15 protein-coding genes are annotated in these 16,670 nt (G+C 34.8%); 5 read left to right on the top strand and 10 right to left on the bottom strand.

Features of this window, described 5'->3' with window-relative positions; translation table 11 throughout:
* Positions 1-5: 5 nt before the first annotated feature.
* Positions 6-1,553, top strand: a complete 1,548-nt coding sequence (locus tag F6P99_RS12235) for a peptide MFS transporter (RefSeq protein WP_152287779.1) — start codon at positions 6-8, stop codon at positions 1,551-1,553.
* A complete protein-coding gene (locus F6P99_RS12230) occupies positions 1,540-2,073 on the top strand; it encodes a thioredoxin family protein (RefSeq protein ID WP_152287778.1) in 534 nt (177 codons plus the stop codon). Before F6P99_RS12235 ends, F6P99_RS12230 begins: the two co-directional genes overlap by 14 nt.
* On the opposite strand, the gene F6P99_RS12225 is transcribed toward F6P99_RS12230, so the two are convergent.
* From F6P99_RS12225 to F6P99_RS12210, 4 genes are read right to left on the bottom strand one after another with little or no spacing between them, the layout of a single operon-like run.
* Entirely contained in the window at positions 2,070-3,122 is a 1,053-nt protein-coding gene (locus F6P99_RS12225) for an AMP-binding protein (RefSeq protein ID WP_152287777.1), read from the bottom strand. The two genes, F6P99_RS12230 and F6P99_RS12225, sit on opposite strands and share 4 nt — an antisense overlap.
* A gap of 1 nt (position 3,123) precedes the next feature.
* A complete protein-coding gene (locus F6P99_RS12220) occupies positions 3,124-4,053 on the bottom strand; it encodes a CPBP family intramembrane glutamic endopeptidase (RefSeq protein ID WP_152287776.1) in 930 nt (309 codons plus the stop codon).
* A gap of 1 nt (position 4,054) precedes the next feature.
* Complete coding sequence (locus F6P99_RS12215) at positions 4,055-5,092, bottom strand: o-succinylbenzoate synthase (RefSeq protein ID WP_152287775.1); 1,038 nt, start codon at positions 5,090-5,092, stop codon at positions 4,055-4,057.
* Positions 5,093-5,111: 19 nt separating this feature from the next.
* Entirely contained in the window at positions 5,112-5,789 is a 678-nt protein-coding gene (locus F6P99_RS12210) for a metal-dependent hydrolase (RefSeq protein ID WP_152287774.1), read from the bottom strand.
* A 101-nt stretch (positions 5,790-5,890) separates the two neighbouring features.
* Here F6P99_RS12210 and F6P99_RS12205 point away from each other — a divergent pair, with 101 nt between their 5' ends.
* Positions 5,891-6,748: a DUF2911 domain-containing protein gene (locus F6P99_RS12205; protein WP_317162587.1), complete on the top strand. Its 858-nt coding sequence runs from the start codon at positions 5,891-5,893 to the stop codon at positions 6,746-6,748.
* A 23-nt stretch (positions 6,749-6,771) separates the two neighbouring features.
* Here F6P99_RS12205 and F6P99_RS12200 read toward each other — a convergent pair whose 3' ends face one another.
* The 6 genes from F6P99_RS12200 to holA all read right to left on the bottom strand — a co-directional run bounded on the left by F6P99_RS12200 (position 6,772) and on the right by holA (position 15,060).
* Complete coding sequence (locus tag F6P99_RS12200) at positions 6,772-8,430, bottom strand: sodium:solute symporter (protein WP_152287773.1); 1,659 nt, start codon at positions 8,428-8,430, stop codon at positions 6,772-6,774.
* Between the two features lie 123 nt (positions 8,431-8,553).
* Positions 8,554-11,049: a PIG-L family deacetylase gene (locus F6P99_RS12195; protein WP_152287772.1), complete on the bottom strand. Its 2,496-nt coding sequence runs from the start codon at positions 11,047-11,049 to the stop codon at positions 8,554-8,556.
* A gap of 86 nt (positions 11,050-11,135) precedes the next feature.
* Positions 11,136-12,029, bottom strand: coding sequence for a 1,4-dihydroxy-2-naphthoate octaprenyltransferase (gene menA, locus F6P99_RS12190; protein ID WP_152287771.1), 894 nt, complete (start codon positions 12,027-12,029; stop codon positions 11,136-11,138).
* A 9-nt stretch (positions 12,030-12,038) separates the two neighbouring features.
* Positions 12,039-13,226, bottom strand: coding sequence for a tRNA 2-thiouridine(34) synthase MnmA (mnmA, locus tag F6P99_RS12185; protein WP_152287770.1), 1,188 nt, complete (start codon positions 13,224-13,226; stop codon positions 12,039-12,041).
* A gap of 76 nt (positions 13,227-13,302) precedes the next feature.
* The gene (locus F6P99_RS12180) at positions 13,303-14,058 is read right to left on the bottom strand and encodes a toxin-antitoxin system YwqK family antitoxin (RefSeq protein WP_152287769.1); all 756 of its coding nucleotides are present in this window, start codon (positions 14,056-14,058) and stop codon (positions 13,303-13,305) included.
* Positions 14,059-15,060, bottom strand: a complete 1,002-nt coding sequence (gene holA, locus F6P99_RS12175) for a DNA polymerase III subunit delta (RefSeq protein ID WP_152287768.1) — start codon at positions 15,058-15,060, stop codon at positions 14,059-14,061. It lies immediately after the preceding gene.
* A 58-nt stretch (positions 15,061-15,118) separates the two neighbouring features.
* Between holA and F6P99_RS12170 the strand changes: the two genes are divergently transcribed.
* Together F6P99_RS12170 and F6P99_RS12165 are read left to right on the top strand one after the other, a co-directional pair.
* Positions 15,119-15,562, top strand: a complete 444-nt coding sequence (locus tag F6P99_RS12170; protein WP_152287767.1) for a type I restriction enzyme HsdR N-terminal domain-containing protein — start codon at positions 15,119-15,121, stop codon at positions 15,560-15,562.
* Positions 15,563-15,667: 105 nt separating this feature from the next.
* Positions 15,668-16,666, top strand: coding sequence for a glycosyltransferase family 2 protein (locus F6P99_RS12165; protein WP_152287766.1), 999 nt, complete (start codon positions 15,668-15,670; stop codon positions 16,664-16,666).
* Positions 16,667-16,670: the final 4 nt, after the last annotated feature.

The following is a 16,670-nucleotide window of genomic DNA, read 5'->3' as shown; positions in this document are numbered from 1 at the left end:
TCCCTATGACACAAGCAAACAACGATCATTTTTTTAAAGACAATGTTTTAGGACATCCAGCAGGATTGTTTGTCTTATTTTTTACAGAAATGTGGGAACGCTTTTCTTATTATGGAATGCGTGCCTTATTGGTATTGTTCTTAACCTCGTCTTTATTAGATGGTGGTTGGGCATGGTCGAGAGAAGAAGCTTTAGGATTGTATGGTACCTATACGATGTTGGTATATTTTACCCCTGTATTTGGAGGTTATTTGGCTGATAAATTTTTAGGCTACCGATGGGCAGTTGTTTTAGGGGCATTCATTATGACTCTCGGGCATGGTGCTATGACGTTCGATACCCCCACAAGTTTGTACATTGGTATCGCCTGTTTGATTGCGGGTAACGGTCTTTTCAAACCGAATATGACCTCTATTATTTCTGAAATGTATAACGACAGGCCTGAAAAAAAAGATGGGGCCTATACCATTTATTATATGGGGGTGAATGCCGGTGCGTTTTTAGGAATTTTACTTTGTGGTTATATAGGTGAAACTTACGGATTCCATTGGGGATTCGGATTGGCAGGAATCTTTATGTTCTTAGGAATGTTGCAATTTTGGTTTGCTCAAAATATTTATGGTCATATTGGGTTGTCTCAAAAGAAAATAAAAAACACAACTGAAATAGAAAAAAACAAAATCGTAGATAACATCCCTGCTAAAATCCAAGAACAACGATATATTGTCGTAGGAATATTAGCCTTCTTTACCGTATTCTTTTGGGCTGCTTTTGAACAAGCAGGTGGATCCATGACCATTTTTGCCAAGGATTACACCAATCGAGTTTTAGAAGGTGCAGCTGCCGATATTTTTAGAATTATCAATACATTAATTACTATAGTTCCCTTGGGGATAATCACCTATGTACTCTTCTTATTGTTTAATGTAACCTTTAAGAATTATAAACTTTCAAATTTTATACTCGGATTCAGTTTTGTCATTATTTGGGGAATTGTACTTTGGAAAATTTATAATGAATTTAGTCACACTAAGGCAGATATCCCTGCTTCGTGGTTCGGGATTTTAAATTCTTTTTACATCATTGCTTTTGCTCCATTATTCTCAAAAATTTGGGAAAGCAAATACAACCCACCAGCAAGTGTGAAATTTGCAATAGGATTGATATTACTAGGACTAGGATTTGGGGTACTTGCTTACGGCTCTTTAGCTATTCCGTCTGGAGCTCAAACTGCTTCTGTAAGTGTAATTTGGTTGATTTTAGCCTATCTTTTACATACCCTAGGAGAACTTACCTTATCTCCTGTAGGTCTATCTTATTTGTCAAAACTAGTTCCGGCAACTAAAATAGGATTGATGTTTGGATTGTGGTATTGTGCCATTGGTGTTGGAAACAAAGTTGCAGGATCTATGGGAGGTATGATTGACAAAATTTCTAGTGAATATTCTTTGTCAACATTTTTCTTAATTTTCACATTAGTTCCAATTCTTGCAGGATTAACACTTATAGTACTAAGCAAAAAAATAAAATCAATGATGCATGGTGTTCATTAAAATCAATACATATATTTTCTCAACCCTACTCCTTCTACTTGTCGGGCTTTCGAGCAACGCACAACAAATTCAATGGATAGGTTTTGAAGAAGCCATTGCAAAAAGTGAAAAAGAACCCAAAAATATTCTTATTGATATCTACACCGACTGGTGTGGTTATTGCAAAAAAATGGATCAAGACACCTATCGTAATAACGCAATCACAGATATCATAAACGAGAATTTTTATGCAGTAAAATTAAATGCCGAGCAAAAAAAATCGATTTACTACAAAGGCAAAGAATATAAATACATAAACAACGGAAGAAGAGGATATCACGAACTTGCTGCCAGTATTTTACATGGAAAAATGAGTTACCCGACTACAGTGTTTATGGATAAAAACGGTCGATTTATCCAAAAAATCCCGGGTTATTTAGATGCTGAGACTATAGAACCAATCTTGGTGTATTTTGGCGAGGAAAGACATTTAGAAGAATCTTGGGAAACTTTTTTACAAGAATATAGCAGCAAGCTTTAGAATAATTTCGACAGTGTGGCTTTTCTTTTGATTTTTTTTGTGTCCGTCATTTCAAACTTCTCCACAAAATAAATTGCTTTAGGAACTTGATAAGCTGATAATTTCGTGTTTTTCAAAAAATGAAGAATGTCTGGTTTATTTTGTATCAAATTTCCTTTTCCTTCCACAATTAAAACAACTTTTTCACCGAATAAGTCATCATGAATTCCCGCTACAAAAAAGTTTCCACTTATAGTCTTTGAAAGCTCTTTTTCTATCTGTTCAGGAATTATTTTCACACCTCCACTGTTAATCACAGAATCGAAACGCCCTAACCATTGAAACGAATTTTCTGATTGAATCTCTACCATATCATTCGTTACGACTATTTCATCAGCAATTTTAGGCGCATCTATAACCAAGCAACCTCTATCATCTATAGAAACTTTTACCGAAGGCAACGTCTGATAATAATCTGATGCAAAAGTTTGATTGATTTTTTTGATTGCAATATGGGTTACGGTTTCCGTCATACCATATGTCGCATATACCTTCGTAGTGACAGTTTGCAATTGTTTTTCAACCTCTTTCGAAAGCACACCTCCTCCAACAATTAATTTTTTGACACGTTCCAATTCATTGATCGAATTCGCAACTTGCAAAGGTACCATAGCAGAAAAATCGTACCTTTTTGTATTGGTAGAAAGCGGATTAGAAACGGGAACTACAACATCCATTTCCCAACCTAATAAAAGTGCTCTTACCCACATCATTTTTCCGGCAATGTATTCTGACGACATACATAAAAGTGCTCTTGTACCGGCTCTTAGTTCAAAAAAATCACCCGTTGCCAAAGCCGAATTTCGCATGTGACTCTTTTTTATCTCAATTGTTTTTGGTACACCGGTCGATCCTGAAGTTTGCACTACAACAACCTCTTTATCATCAAACCAATCCTCTAAAAAAACGGCCGACTCTAAAGAAAACTTTTGCACAAACGAACACAACTCTTTGCTATTCACAAATGATTTATCGTTTACCTTAAAAGCAGGATGAATTTTAGTGTTCATATTATTTTGGTAATTCTATACTTCCCGTTAATCTCTGTCTCCAATCAGACCAACCATATTTTTTAGCATACAGTATTGTTGCTATCGGAAATAAAACTAATGGCGGCACTATTGAAATGAATAAAGTTGGTTCAGATACATCTTTAAATACAGAATACGTTTGAAACACTTGCCAATCTGCAGTTACCAGCAATGCTGATATTAAATTATTTGCAGCATGAAACCCCAAACTCAGCTCCATTCCGTCATCCATTAACGTTATGATTCCTAAGAAAAAACCAGTACCTATATAATATACAAGTAACACCTTACCTAACTTAGCTACTTCTGGATTGGATATATGCATCACACCAAAAACAACAGAAGTAAACAACAAGGGAAACCATCTGTTTTTAGACAACACACCTAACCCCTGCATCAAATAACCACGAAATAAATATTCTTCAAAACTTGTCTGAATTGGCACCATAATTACAGCAATAACAACGAGTATCAAAAACGATTTTAACTGAAAATTAAACACCAAGGTTTCTGGAGCCAAGATCAATTGTATTGCCACAAACAAGGCTACAATACATGTCCAAAAACCAAAAGAAAATCTCACACGACTCCAATCTATCCGACTTCTTCCAGTGGTAAGATTCACCAAATTTTGCCGGTGTACTTTTTTAACACCAATCCACAAAAAAAGCAATCCCCCTACAAATGGCAATGTGATGTAAAACAAATTTAGGTTCGATTCAAACAATGACATCAAATAACTTACATCGTCTAAGCGAGTTGCATCTGCTTCTCCAAGAGCTGTCTTTAAACTAATTGCTGCACCATGAGGAATCGAAAAAATGGCAATTCCTGCAATCATTAAACTCAAAACCACTAGATACCTCCACCAATCAATCAACCCTAAAAATCCTTTCTCTAAAAACGCCATGTTATATGTATATTTGCCCCCATTTTTTATTCGTATCGTACCCAATATTTCCGTTTTTCACGTACAATGGAGATTCTACATTATTTGTAAACAAACCACCAGTACCCAGGCCTTGCGGCATATTTGTTTTTAAAAAACTTGTGTATTGCGCAATAGCATTCAATCCAATATTGCTTTCTAATGCAGAAGTCATCCACCATGCAATATTATTTTTTTCTGCAATTGAAATCCACTCATTACAACCCTTAATTCCTCCCACCAAACTAGGTTTTAATATAATGTATTGCGGCTTTATCTCTTCGATTAATCTTTCTTTGATTTCTTTGTCAAAAACACCAATTAATTCTTCGTCCAAAGCTATCGGCAAAGGTGTTTTTTCGCACAAAGTTTTCATTTCTTTCCATTGACCTTGCCGTATTGGCTGTTCAATTGAATGCAAGTCAAACTTAGACAAACGCTCCAACTTATCAAGTGCATTTTCAGGAGTAAAAGCACCATTTGCGTCTACTCGAAGCTCAATTTCTCGGGCAGAAAAACGACTACGGATAGAAGCTAACAACTCACATTCTTTGTCAAAATCTATCGCCCCTATCTTTAATTTGATCGTAGTAAAACCTTGTGCTAATTTTTCTTGAATTTGTTGCTGCATAAACTCAGCTGTCCCCATCCAAATCAACCCATTGATAGAGATAGGTTCTTTGCCTTCAAAAAAACCAGTATCAAATAATTGAAACTTAGTAGCTCCTGCTAAAGATAAAAACGCTTGTTCTAAACCAAATTGAATCGATGGAAACGCTTTCAACTCATCTAACAAAACTTCTAAACCCAAATGAATGTGCTCACATGTCCATGCCAATTTCTCTTCATATTCTGGACAATCATCCGCACTCAGGCCACGAAACAAACCACACTCGCCTATTCCAACTCTTGCATTCTTAGAAATTTTTATAAAAAAAGTTTCTTTTGTTCTTAATACACCACGTGAAGTGCCGCTTGCTTGCTTAAAATTTAAGACATACTTTTTGAAAATTGCTTTCATCTAAAACTATTCACAAAAATTACAATTCAATATGTTCTCCGATTTTCAATAGCATCAAATCTTTGTCTTTGTCATAAAATTTCTTAATGGCTGCATCATGATCAATTTCAATGTATCCAAAAGTATCAAAATGACATCCTACAATTTTTGAACACTCTAAAAAATCACTAGCGATAATAGCGTCGTCAACTCCCATAGTAAAATTATCACCGATTGGTAAAATCGCAACATCTAAGGTTGTTTTCAAAGGAATCAACTTCATATCCATCGTCAAAGCCGTATCGCCTGCTATGTAAATATTTTTATGTTCTCCTTCAATAAGAAAACCACCAGGGTTCCCACCATAAGTTCCATCAGGAAATGAACTAGAATGTATGGCATTTGTATACGTTACTTTACCAAAGTCAAATTCCCATGTACCTCCGTGATTCATTGGATGACCAGAAACTCCTAACTTTTCAAAATAAGTTACAATTTCAAAATTTGAAACAACCGTAGCGTCAGAATTTTTAGCAATTTTTTCTACATCAACAATATGATCTTGATGTGCATGTGTAACCAAAATATAATCAGCTCTCAGCGCATCAACATCAATATCACTTGCTAATTCATTCGGCGAGATAAAAGGGTCTACAATTATTTTTGTTCCTTCTATTTCTAATAAAAAACTTGCATGTCCTAAAAAAGTAATCTTCATCTGTTTCAATTTTTAATATCGTAAAGTAAAGATACTTTTTATTTCATAATTTCTTCATTGAAAGTTTGTATCTTAACGCTAGTAAAATCAAAAAATATTATATGATGAGAAAATTAATTCTAACACTCTTTACCATCACTCTGACAGGCCTGACGAACGCTCAGGTAACCACTCCGCAACCTAGTCCTTTATCAAAAACAACTCAGAAAGTGGGAATGACCACAATTACAGTTGAATACTCAAGACCAGGTGTAAAAGAGAGAACTATTTTTGGTGATTTAGTACCTTATGGAGAGCTTTGGAGAACCGGTGCAAATAGCAACACCAAAGTTACCTTTGATACTGAAATCACTATTGGAGAACAAGTTGTAGCAGCCGGAACTTATGCTTTATTCACCATTCCAAATAAAGATTCTTGGGAGTTTTTCTTCTATAAAGATTCTGAAAACTGGGGACTTCCGAAAAAATGGGACGACACTAAAGTAGCAGCTAAAGCAACAGGAAAAGCATTTCCAGTACCGTTTAATGTAGAAACGATGGCTATTGATTTTAACGAAATCAAAAGTGACCGTGCTCTCTTAGAAATTATTTGGGAAAAGACTTATGTCTCTATTCCATTCCATGTTCCTACAGAGAAAATAGTAATGGCGAGTATTCAAAAAACAATGGATGAAAATCCAAAGGTAAACGACTATTATGCTGCAGCAGTGTATTATTATGAGACGAACCACGACATCAATCAAGCAAAAAAATGGATTGACAAAGCTGTGAAAATGCAAAAGAAACAACCTAAGTTTTGGGTTCTTAGAAAACAAGCATTAATCCATCATAAAGCAGGTGACACGAAGAGCGCGATCAAAGCGGCTAAAAAATCGCTAGAGCTTGCTAAAGAAGCAAACAACGAAGCCTACGTAAAAATGAATGAAGACTCATTGATTGAATGGAGCGTTAAACTATAAACAACCTAAACCGATTAGTGATGCTAATCGGTTTTTTTATTGAGATATTGTATGGTAACTGCCAAACTCATCACCAATAGACACCCCAATAAATTTAACCACAAATAGGGTAACACATTTGCAAACCACACTCCAATTATTACAACTTGAGTTATCAGAGCTGCATAAAAAACGGCATTCCCTTTTACTTTTTTCACAAAAAATGCCAATAAAAATATCCCCAGTACATTTCCATAAAAAATAGAACCGATAATATTTACCAATTGAATTAAATTATCGAAAAGATTTGCCACACAAGCTACAGATATTGCCAATACACCCCATAAAAAAGTGAACCATTTCGTTGCCTTTACATAATGCCCTTGAGCTAATTCTTGAGTTTGATTTCGCTTATACAAATCAATTGTAGTGGTAGAAGCCAATGCATTAAGTTCAGATGCTGTTGAAGACATTGCTGCCGACAGTATCACCGCCAACAACAACCCTATCAACCCTCTCGGTAAGTTTTGCAAAATAAAATGTATGAACACATAATCTTTGTCGTTGGTTTCAAGCGTCTCATCTGTGGATGATATAAGCTGTTTTGCCTTTGATTTCAATGCTAAGTCTTGCGCATTTAATTCCTTTAATTGCAAAATATTTTCTTGAGACAACTCTTGTTCAAGCAATACTTTTTTGCGCCCTTCAATTTGTTCATGCTGAAATTGCAAATCAGCATAAGCATCTTTGTTTTGAGATTGCATCACTACTTCCGTAGCTTTCGGGTTAAAATTTAACGGAGACGTGTTGAACTGATAAAAAACAAAGACAAAAACACCTACCAACAGAATAAAAAACTGCATCGGTATTTTTAGCAACCCATTGAAAATTAATCCCAACTGACTTTCTTTTACCGATTTTCCTGATAAATATCGTTGCACTTGACTTTGATCAGTACCGAAGTATGACAGCATTAAAAATGTGCCCCCTAAAAGTCCGGTCCATATTGTATATCTATTGTTCAAATCAAATGAAAAATCTAGCACATCCATTTTCCCACTTGCCCCAGCGATTTCTAATGCTTTGGTAAAAGAGATATTTTCTGGCAAATAATCAAGTATCAAATAAAATGCAACGAACATTCCAGAAAAAATAATTGCCATTTGTTGTTTCTGAGTAACACTCACTGCTTTGGTTCCACCAGAAACAGTGTATATAATAACCAACAATCCAATGCTAATATTTAATGGTATCAAATCCCACCCTAACACAGCAGACAACACAATTGCCGGAGCAAAAATAGTAATACCCGCTGCCAAACCTCTCTGTATTAAAAAAAGAATCGCAGCTAACGAACGTGTTTTTAAATCGAAACGTTGTTCTAAAAACTCGTAGGCGGTATACACGTTGAGTTTGTGGTAGATTGGAATAAAAACTACACAAATAATCACCATAGCAAGCGGCAACCCAAAATAAAACTGAACAAACCCCATACCATCGTTAAACGCCTGACCTGGAGTAGAAAGAAAAGTAATTGCACTGGCTTGCGTAGCCATCACTGAAAGACCTATGGTCCACCAATTCGACTCGCTTCCTCCTTTGATGAAGTCTTTTACATTTTTACTTCCTCTTGTTTTGTAAGAACCGTAGATCACTATAAACAATAAAGTTGCAATAAGAACTACCCAATCAATTTGCTGCATACCAACTACTATTTATATCGAAAATCGATTCATAATCAAATAAAAACCAATGAGATACAGCACATTCGCCAATAGCACGTAGCTGTATATTTTTTTCCAAGTGTACTTTGTTTTTTTCATAGGCTATTGTTCGTAAGAAAGTAAATTTGCAAATAATTTATAAGCTCCTGGAACACCTGCTGGCAACTCCCTAAAAAAGCTCAAACCTGTATAGATATACACTCCTTTTCCATAATGAGCAACCAAAAGACTTCCATTTTTTTGAGGTTCTCCCTTATCGTGCATTCCTAAAATAGGTGTAAATTCTTCGGCCCATTTGTTTGGAAAATACAATCCTCTTTCTTGAACCCAACCATCGAAATCTTTCTTTTTAATTTTATTCGGTGTATTCAATAAAGGATGTTTTTTATCCAAAAACACCACAGTAGCTTTTTCATCAGTCACTCGATCTCTCGATACAAGTAATTCAAAAGGTGCCATTACATCAACTCTCCTTCTACCGGCCGTATTGTATTGCACAATCATTTTTCCACCGGCTTTAACATACTGTAAGATTGTTTCTTGTTTGTAGGCTAATTTCTCCTGCGTATTATATGCGCGAATACCCAAAACCACTGCGTCAAATTCTTGTAGTTTTTCTAATGTGATTGATTCAACTGAAACTCGTTCAACGTCATACCCAATCTGAGATAAACTTTCTGGAACAACATCTCCCGCTCCTTCTACATAGGCAATTTTCTTACCTTTTTTCTCGATTTCTAAACGAACTACTTTTGACTCAGAATTTTTTAAGATAGTTTGTTTAGGAATATGATCATAAGCTATTTCTATTTTTTCTTTTTCAAAAACATCATTACCAACTCGAACTAACCCACTTATTTTTCCTTCAGCAGTTTTATTGGGTGGGGTAACTTCAAACACCTTTTTTAAGATTGCTCCTTTTTGACTCATTTGAAATGGAATCTGTTTGGGAGAAACCTTCCAACCTTCAGGATAACAAAGTTCAACTGTACCAGAAATATCATCTTCTCCTGCAGTAATATTTACTGTTATTTTTTTTGATTTGTTGCTATTGAACAAAATAACTTTTTCAGGAATACTCACTGTTACTTTAGGAACGATTGCGAAGGGCTGATACAACTCGCCCTTATCTCTTTTTGCATATCGATACACTACATTTTTTGTAATAGGTATTTGCTGTCCCTTGACGTTGATATTAAAAATTATTTTCAAGGGTTGTTCCGACTCTGGCTTCCCAACCATTCGCTGATCATCAACATAATACATCCCTAAACTTGCTTTTGTATTTAACCAATAAGGTGACGAATAGGCAACATTTTTCAAAGAAACCTCATCTTTAACCAATATTTTTATATTATTCAATAGAGTTGTGTTTTTTTCTTTTACTTCAGACTTTCCGTCTTTTACAATTTCGTAAGAATCTAACATAACACTTACGTTACTTCTATTCAAAATTTCTAACTGCAACGGAATCGATTGACCTGGAGTTGCTGAAGATTCAGCCGCTGTAGCCTCGATATACAATCCCAAACAAGCTTCGATAACCTCAGTAATTTCCACGGTTTTTCTATTTCTCCAATAAGGATCTTCAAGTGTTTGAATCAACTGATATGCCTCAACCAACTGCGAGATATGTTTAGAAGGACTTTTAAAATCAAAATTTTCTTGAACTTCAGAAAGAATTTCAAAAATCTTACTTCCTCCTTTTACTCGTTTCCAACTCGTATCAATACCTGAAAACAAATTTGACTTATCGGTAGGAAAATCTCCCTTCAAAAACTCTATATACTCTTTTTCAGTACCTCGCTGACTCAACCTCCCGAATCCTTGACATAGATGCTGACTACTTGCGATTGCCGCTATTTCATTATTCGACATTCCTTTCTGAGGGTAATACACGCCAATGTCAAAATCTAAAAATTTATCCTTATTTGCATTTTCAAATTTATCATGGCTTCCATAAAACCACCATGAAGTGTTAAAAAACATTCTCGAAGGCTTCCATGTATCTGTATATGCTAATTGGTTTTTAAAACTATTCTTATCTGACGCTAAATCAAAAGCCTCGTAACTTAACATTGCGGAAGCCGTATGATGGCCATGTGTAGTTCCCGGAGTTCTATGATCGAATCGATTGATAATCACATCAGGTTTTACAGTACGAATGGCCCAAACTACATCTGCCAATACTTTTTCTCTATCCCAAATAGAAAGTGTTTCTTCAGGATGTTTTGAATACCCAAAATCATTGGCTCTTGAAAACAATTGTTCTCCGCCATCTACATTTCTTGCCGCCAATAACTCTTGAGTTCTAATAACCCCCAAAGATTCTCTGATTTCTGGACCAATCAAGTTTTGGCCTCCATCTCCACGTGTTAAAGACAAGTAAACAGTTCTAGCTTTCAACTTATTCGACGCATACGAGATCAATCTTGTATTTTCGTCATCTGGATGTGCTGCAACATACAATACGGTTCCAAAAAAATTCAATGACTCTATTTTCTCGAACAGTTCATTTGAAGATAATCTCTTAGGCTTTTGCGCTATTGTTGTTTGCGCAAGAAACAAAAGACAACATAACGATATTATAAATTTCATTCATTTTTTTATTTACATTCAATGCTATCAAATGTAGTTTATTTTATGTTAAAATAAATTGAAAATTAATACCGTCTAAAACGAAACTACAATACTTGCCCTAATCCAAATAATACAGCATAAAGAAAAGTACTCAATGCCACAACTTTTAACTCTGGGTCAAAATTTTGTGCATCGCTATTTTTTAGGACTCGCGCAAAATGTAACCCAAGTGGTATAAAAGAAAAAAGAAACAAAAATTGGAATGGAGAGTGGTAATCAGACACCACATAAACCAAAGAAGAAACAAAAGCTAAAATCAACAAAGCATAATGGTATTGCTTTGCATTTTGAGCTCCGATTTTCACAACCAACGTGTTTTTATTGGACAAAATATCAGAAGCCCTATCTCTCATATTATTTAAGTTTAATACTGCAGTACTCAAAAAACCAATTGAAAAAGCTGGTAAAAAAGTAGTAATCTCTACGGTTTTAGTATACAGGAATAAGCTCCCAACAACACTTAACAATCCAAAAAACAAGAAAACAAAAACATCCCCTAGTCCACTATATCCATAAGCATTTTTACCCATAGTATATTTAATTGCCGCAGCAATGCTAGCTAAACCTAAAAAAAAGAACAGTACTGAATAGGCAAAATTTTCTACACCGAAAGACACATATATCAAAGTCAAAGCTACGATCAAAGTAACTGCAACAGTTATATAAATACCACGCAACATTTGTTTCGGACTTATGGCGCCACTCTGCAAAGCACGTTCCGGACCGATTCTGTTTTCATTATCAGTACCCTTGACTCCGTCTCCATAGTCATTTGCAAAATTCGACAACACCTGAAATCCTATTGTCGTAAGAACTGAGAACACAAAAATCAACGTATTAAACACCTCATTTTTTGATGCTAAAAAACCTCCTAATATTATTCCTGATAAAGACAATGGCAATGTTCTAAGTCGAGCCGCTTGAATCCAATGTTTCATATAATTCAATTAAGATATTACTCCCGACCCTGCTAAATCATCTTCGATGTACCAAGCGACAAATTGACCTTCGGTGATCGCTGATTGAGGATTTTCAAATTCAACATACATCCCTTCTGAAACTTTATACAATGTTGCTTCCTCAAGAGTTTGACGATATCTTATCCTTGCTAAAACTTGCAACGATTCTCCATCTTTTAAGGCTAAATCTTCTCGAATCCAATGCAGTTCTTCGTTAGAAACAAACAACACTTTTCTGTACAAACCAGGATGATTCTTACCTTCTCCTGCATAGATAACATTTTCCACAACATCTGTTTCAACTACAAATAAAGGTTCAACAGTACCACCGACTGCTAAGCCTTTACGCTGACCTTTCGTAAAATAATGTGCTCCTTGGTGTTTCCCTACTAGTTTTCCATCAGAACTATTGTACTTATATTTTTCTGCATAGAATGCCAATTCATCTTCTTTCGATTCAAAAACAGGAATTTCTCTTTTATAAACAGACGCATCTGAAGGCACTGTTACAATGGCTCCTTCTTTTGGTTGCAATTTCTGTTGTAAGAACTCTGGCAATCGCACCTTTCCAATAAAACACAAGCCTTGAGAATCTTTTTTCTCAGCAGTAATCAAATCTAGTTCTTTTGCTATTTCTCTTACCTCAGGTTTTGTAAGTTCACCTATTGGAAACAATGCTTTAGACAACTGTTCTTGAGATAATTGACACAAGAAATAAGATTGATCTTTGTTGGTGTCTTTTCCTGATAACAATTGATATACTTCTTGACCATCCTTTTGAAGTGTTCCTTTTCTACAATAATGTCCTGTTGCAACATAGTCTGCTCCTAATTCTAAAGCAATTTTCATAAAGACATCGAACTTGATTTCTCTGTTGCACAAAACATCAGGATTTGGAGTACGCCCCATTTCGTATTCACGAAACATATAATCGACAATAAGCTCTTTGTACTCTTCACTCAAGTCAACCACTTGAAAAGGAATGCCTAATTTTTCAGCTACAATCATGGCATCGTTGCTATCTTCTAACCAAGGACATTCGTTAGAGATTGTTACAGAATCATCGTGCCAGTTTTTCATAAACAGCCCAATTACTTCGTAGCCCTCTTTTTGCAACAAATAAGCCGCAACACTACTATCAACTCCTCCGGAAAGTCCAACAACAACACGTTTCATTCTTGTAAAAATTTTAAGACTGCAAAGATACGCAAACAGAACCGAAAAAAATAAGCCATAACACAAGAAGCAATTGTTACTTTTTTGTCGACTTTTTTTCTTTTCTGCTCTCTAGTTCCTCTAAAGTAATGACAGGTTTTTCTTTCTTTTTATTTGGTTCTTCAACTCCAGCGAGTTCTCCATCAATATAAAATTCCCATCTCCCAACACGTTTTCCCATGTCGTAAAATCCTGTCTCACGTATCACTCCATCGTTATGATAATAAAACACCTTTCCGTGAATTTGACCTTCTTTGTATGGCACTCGAGAAATCAACTTTCCTTTATCAGTATAGCGCAGGGATTCACCATCTAACAAATTCTTTTTGTAATGACTAACTTGAGTTAGGCTTCCATCAGGATAAAACACTTTTCGAACACCTGACAATTCTCCGTTCTTATAAGTTTCTTCTAGTAGAATATTTTTACCGCTAGTATCGTAATATTTCCAGACGCCAATTCGGTTTTTATCTTGCATTCGTCCTTCACTTTCTTTGACTCCTGTTTTGGTAAAAAACTGAACGTCGCAAATGCTACTTCCTTCCAAATAGGTTTTAATTATCAATGGATGGTTCGAATAAAACTCCGAATAAAATTTAAAAACCCCTACCTCTTTTCCATTTTCGAACTGTCCTTGGTAACGAATATTTCCATTCGAATATTTTTTCATCCAAACACCCGTTCTCAAACCATTTGAATCAAATCGATTGACAGGACTTTGCGCCGAAATATTCAGCAATTGAAAAAGAAAACTAAATACAATAAATTTCTTAAACATAACATCAATACGCATCTAATGCATGATCTTAAACAATAACTCTTTTAATAAATCATTTTGAGAAAGTGAAGCGCCAACACCCTTACTTTTTACATCTGCTTCGCGTAAAAAACCAATTACTTGAGATACTTTTCTCATAGGATAGTTTCTAGATGCCTCTACATAATCATTAACAAAATAAGGACTTACACCCAAGTTCTTTGCGACATTCGCCTTAGACTTATCTTGTAAACCATGATACATTAACAACTGAGTAAAATAACTGTTCAATAGAGAAACTGTCATCACTGTTGGATTGCTTTTCGGATTGTTCGAAAAATAATTGATAATCTGATTTGCCTTGACAACATTTTTATTACCCACAGCTTTTCGTAATTCGAAATTATTAAAATCTTTACTGATTCCAATATTTTCTTCAATATGGGCTGGATTGATAATCGTACCTTCTGGCAATATCAATGTCAACTTATCTAATTCGTTGCTAATTTTACTCAGATCCGTTCCTAAAAACTCCACAAGCATTAATGCCGCTTTCGGTTCCATCTGGTAATTTCTACCGTTCAACACTTTACGAATCCAATCAGCAACTTGATTTTCGTATAATTTTTTACTTTCAAAAACTACACCATATTTCGATGCAATTTTATGTAGCTTTTTCCTTTTGTCTAAAGTCTTGTATTTATAGTTGATTACTAAAACCGTGCTTTCTTGCAGATTTTCTACATAAGGAACCAGTTTCTCAATAGTTCTAGATAAATCTTGTGCTTCTTTAACGATAATAACCGTTTTCTCGGCCATCATCGGAAAGCGTTTTGCTTGAGAAATAATTTCTTCGACAGTCACATCTCTTCCATACAAAACCATTTGATTGAAGCCTTTTTCTTCTTCAGAAAGAACGTTTTGTTCGATATAATCCGAAATTTTATCTATATAATAAGACTCTTCACCCATCAAGAAATAAATAGGTTTGGCATTGCCATTTTTTATATCAGATACAATTTGATTTACTTCGTTCATCTTATATTATTTTGCAAGACCTGTTGATGTATTTCTAAAAATCAGTAGATTTGTTTTTATGACAGTTTTAAACTTGCCTCCTTGCAATTTCAAAATCAAAAGTAGCGAAAATAAGCGATTCATTTTTGATAACATTCGAAAAAAATATATCGTATTAACTCCTGAAGAATGGGTGCGTCAACACTTTGTTTCTTATCTCAGAATTGAAAAAAAAATTCCTGCCTCAATTATTGCGATTGAAAAAGAACTCAAACTAAATGGTTTAAAAAAAAGAACAGATATTTTGGTTTTCAACAAAAATGGAACTCCAGAAATAATTGTAGAATGCAAAGCTCCTTCGGTACCAATTACGCAAGAAACTTTTGACCAAATAGCTAGATACAATTTAAAGTTGGATGCAAAATATTTAATTGTCACCAATGGTTTATCTCATTACTACTGTCAAGTAGACAAGAAAAATAAAACATATCACTTTTTAAAAGACATCCCTACCTACAAATAATTATTTAGAGTACTTTTAACGCTTAATTTACTTATAAGAATCAATTATTTAAAGTATGTTTGCAGCTGCACTTTTAGCACAAACTACTTAGAAAAATATTTTTCAATGAATATTGCAGTTGTCATTTTGAACTGGAATGGTAAAAAATTACTAGAAACGTTTTTACCATCTATCATCAACAACAGTCCAGGAACTGATATTATTGTTGCTGATAATGCATCAACAGATGATTCGATTGCTTTCATTACAGAAAATTTCCCTACAGTTAGTCTTATACAAAACAAAGAAAACGGAGGATTTGCAAAAGGTTACAACGACGCTTTGAAAGAAGTAGATGCCGATATCTATGCCCTTGTAAATTCAGATGTTGAAGTAAGTGAAAATTGGTTAAACCCAGTAATTGAAGAATTTAAAAACAACTCAAAAACGGGTATCGTTCAGCCCAAAATTCTAGATTTCAATAACAAAAAAAAGTTTGAATATGCCGGAGCTGCAGGAGGATATTTAGACATGCTTGGCTATCCTTATTGCAGAGGACGAATTTTCAATGTCTTAGAAAAAGACAAAGGACAATATAACGACACTACCATAATAAACTGGGCATCCGGCGCTTGTTTTTTTATAAGAGCTGAAATATACAAGCAACTAGGAGGTTTCGATGAAGACTATTTTGCACATCAAGAAGAAATCGATTTGTGTTGGAGAACAAACAACTTAGGATATGATATTAAGTATATCGGTGAATCTATGGTATATCATGTTGGAGGGGCCACTTTAAACGAAGCGAACTCTTACAAAACATTCTTGAATTTTAGAAACAGCCTTTATTCACTTGCAAAAAACCTTCCTTCCAATCGCTTGTTTTTTTTCGTATTTATTAGAATGATTTTAGATGGGATTGCTGGCTTGCGCTTTACATTACAAGGAAGACCCATACACATGATTGCAATTCTAAAATCACACATCAGCTTTTATAAAAACCTAAGAAAAATGCTTGCGAAAAGAACCTTCAAGCACAACAATTTAAAATATTACGACACAACTAGTATTGTTTGGAGTCACTTTATTTTAAATATTAGAAAATCAAAACAACTAAGAAAATAAGATA

Source organism: Flavicella marina (assembly GCF_009193215.1).
Taxonomy (GTDB): Bacteria; Bacteroidota; Bacteroidia; order Flavobacteriales; family Flavobacteriaceae; genus Flavicella; species Flavicella marina.
This window is presented reverse-complemented; position numbering and strand designations above follow the sequence as displayed.

What these genes read in the sequence shown, in the direction of transcription:
- F6P99_RS12235 (WP_152287779.1), top strand. Translation starts at nt 6, where the DNA reads ATGACACAAGCAAACAACGATCATTTTTTTAAAGACAATGTTTTAGGA.
- F6P99_RS12230 (WP_152287778.1), top strand. Translation starts at nt 1,540, where the DNA reads ATGGTGTTCATTAAAATCAATACATATATTTTCTCAACCCTACTCCTT.
- F6P99_RS12225 (WP_152287777.1), bottom strand. Translation starts at nt 3,122, where the DNA reads ATGAACACTAAAATTCATCCTGCTTTTAAGGTAAACGATAAATCATTT.
- F6P99_RS12220 (WP_152287776.1), bottom strand. Translation starts at nt 4,053, where the DNA reads ATGGCGTTTTTAGAGAAAGGATTTTTAGGGTTGATTGATTGGTGGAGG.
- F6P99_RS12215 (WP_152287775.1), bottom strand. Translation starts at nt 5,092, where the DNA reads ATGAAAGCAATTTTCAAAAAGTATGTCTTAAATTTTAAGCAAGCAAGC.
- F6P99_RS12210 (WP_152287774.1), bottom strand. Translation starts at nt 5,789, where the DNA reads ATGAAGATTACTTTTTTAGGACATGCAAGTTTTTTATTAGAAATAGAA.
- F6P99_RS12205 (WP_317162587.1), top strand. Translation starts at nt 5,891, where the DNA reads ATGATGAGAAAATTAATTCTAACACTCTTTACCATCACTCTGACAGGC.
- F6P99_RS12200 (WP_152287773.1), bottom strand. Translation starts at nt 8,430, where the DNA reads ATGCAGCAAATTGATTGGGTAGTTCTTATTGCAACTTTATTGTTTATA.
- F6P99_RS12195 (WP_152287772.1), bottom strand. Translation starts at nt 11,049, where the DNA reads ATGAAATTTATAATATCGTTATGTTGTCTTTTGTTTCTTGCGCAAACA.
- menA (WP_152287771.1), bottom strand. Translation starts at nt 12,029, where the DNA reads ATGAAACATTGGATTCAAGCGGCTCGACTTAGAACATTGCCATTGTCT.
- mnmA (WP_152287770.1), bottom strand. Translation starts at nt 13,226, where the DNA reads ATGAAACGTGTTGTTGTTGGACTTTCCGGAGGAGTTGATAGTAGTGTT.
- F6P99_RS12180 (WP_152287769.1), bottom strand. Translation starts at nt 14,058, where the DNA reads ATGCGTATTGATGTTATGTTTAAGAAATTTATTGTATTTAGTTTTCTT.
- holA (WP_152287768.1), bottom strand. Translation starts at nt 15,060, where the DNA reads ATGAACGAAGTAAATCAAATTGTATCTGATATAAAAAATGGCAATGCC.
- F6P99_RS12170 (WP_152287767.1), top strand. Translation starts at nt 15,119, where the DNA reads ATGACAGTTTTAAACTTGCCTCCTTGCAATTTCAAAATCAAAAGTAGC.
- F6P99_RS12165 (WP_152287766.1), top strand. Translation starts at nt 15,668, where the DNA reads ATGAATATTGCAGTTGTCATTTTGAACTGGAATGGTAAAAAATTACTA.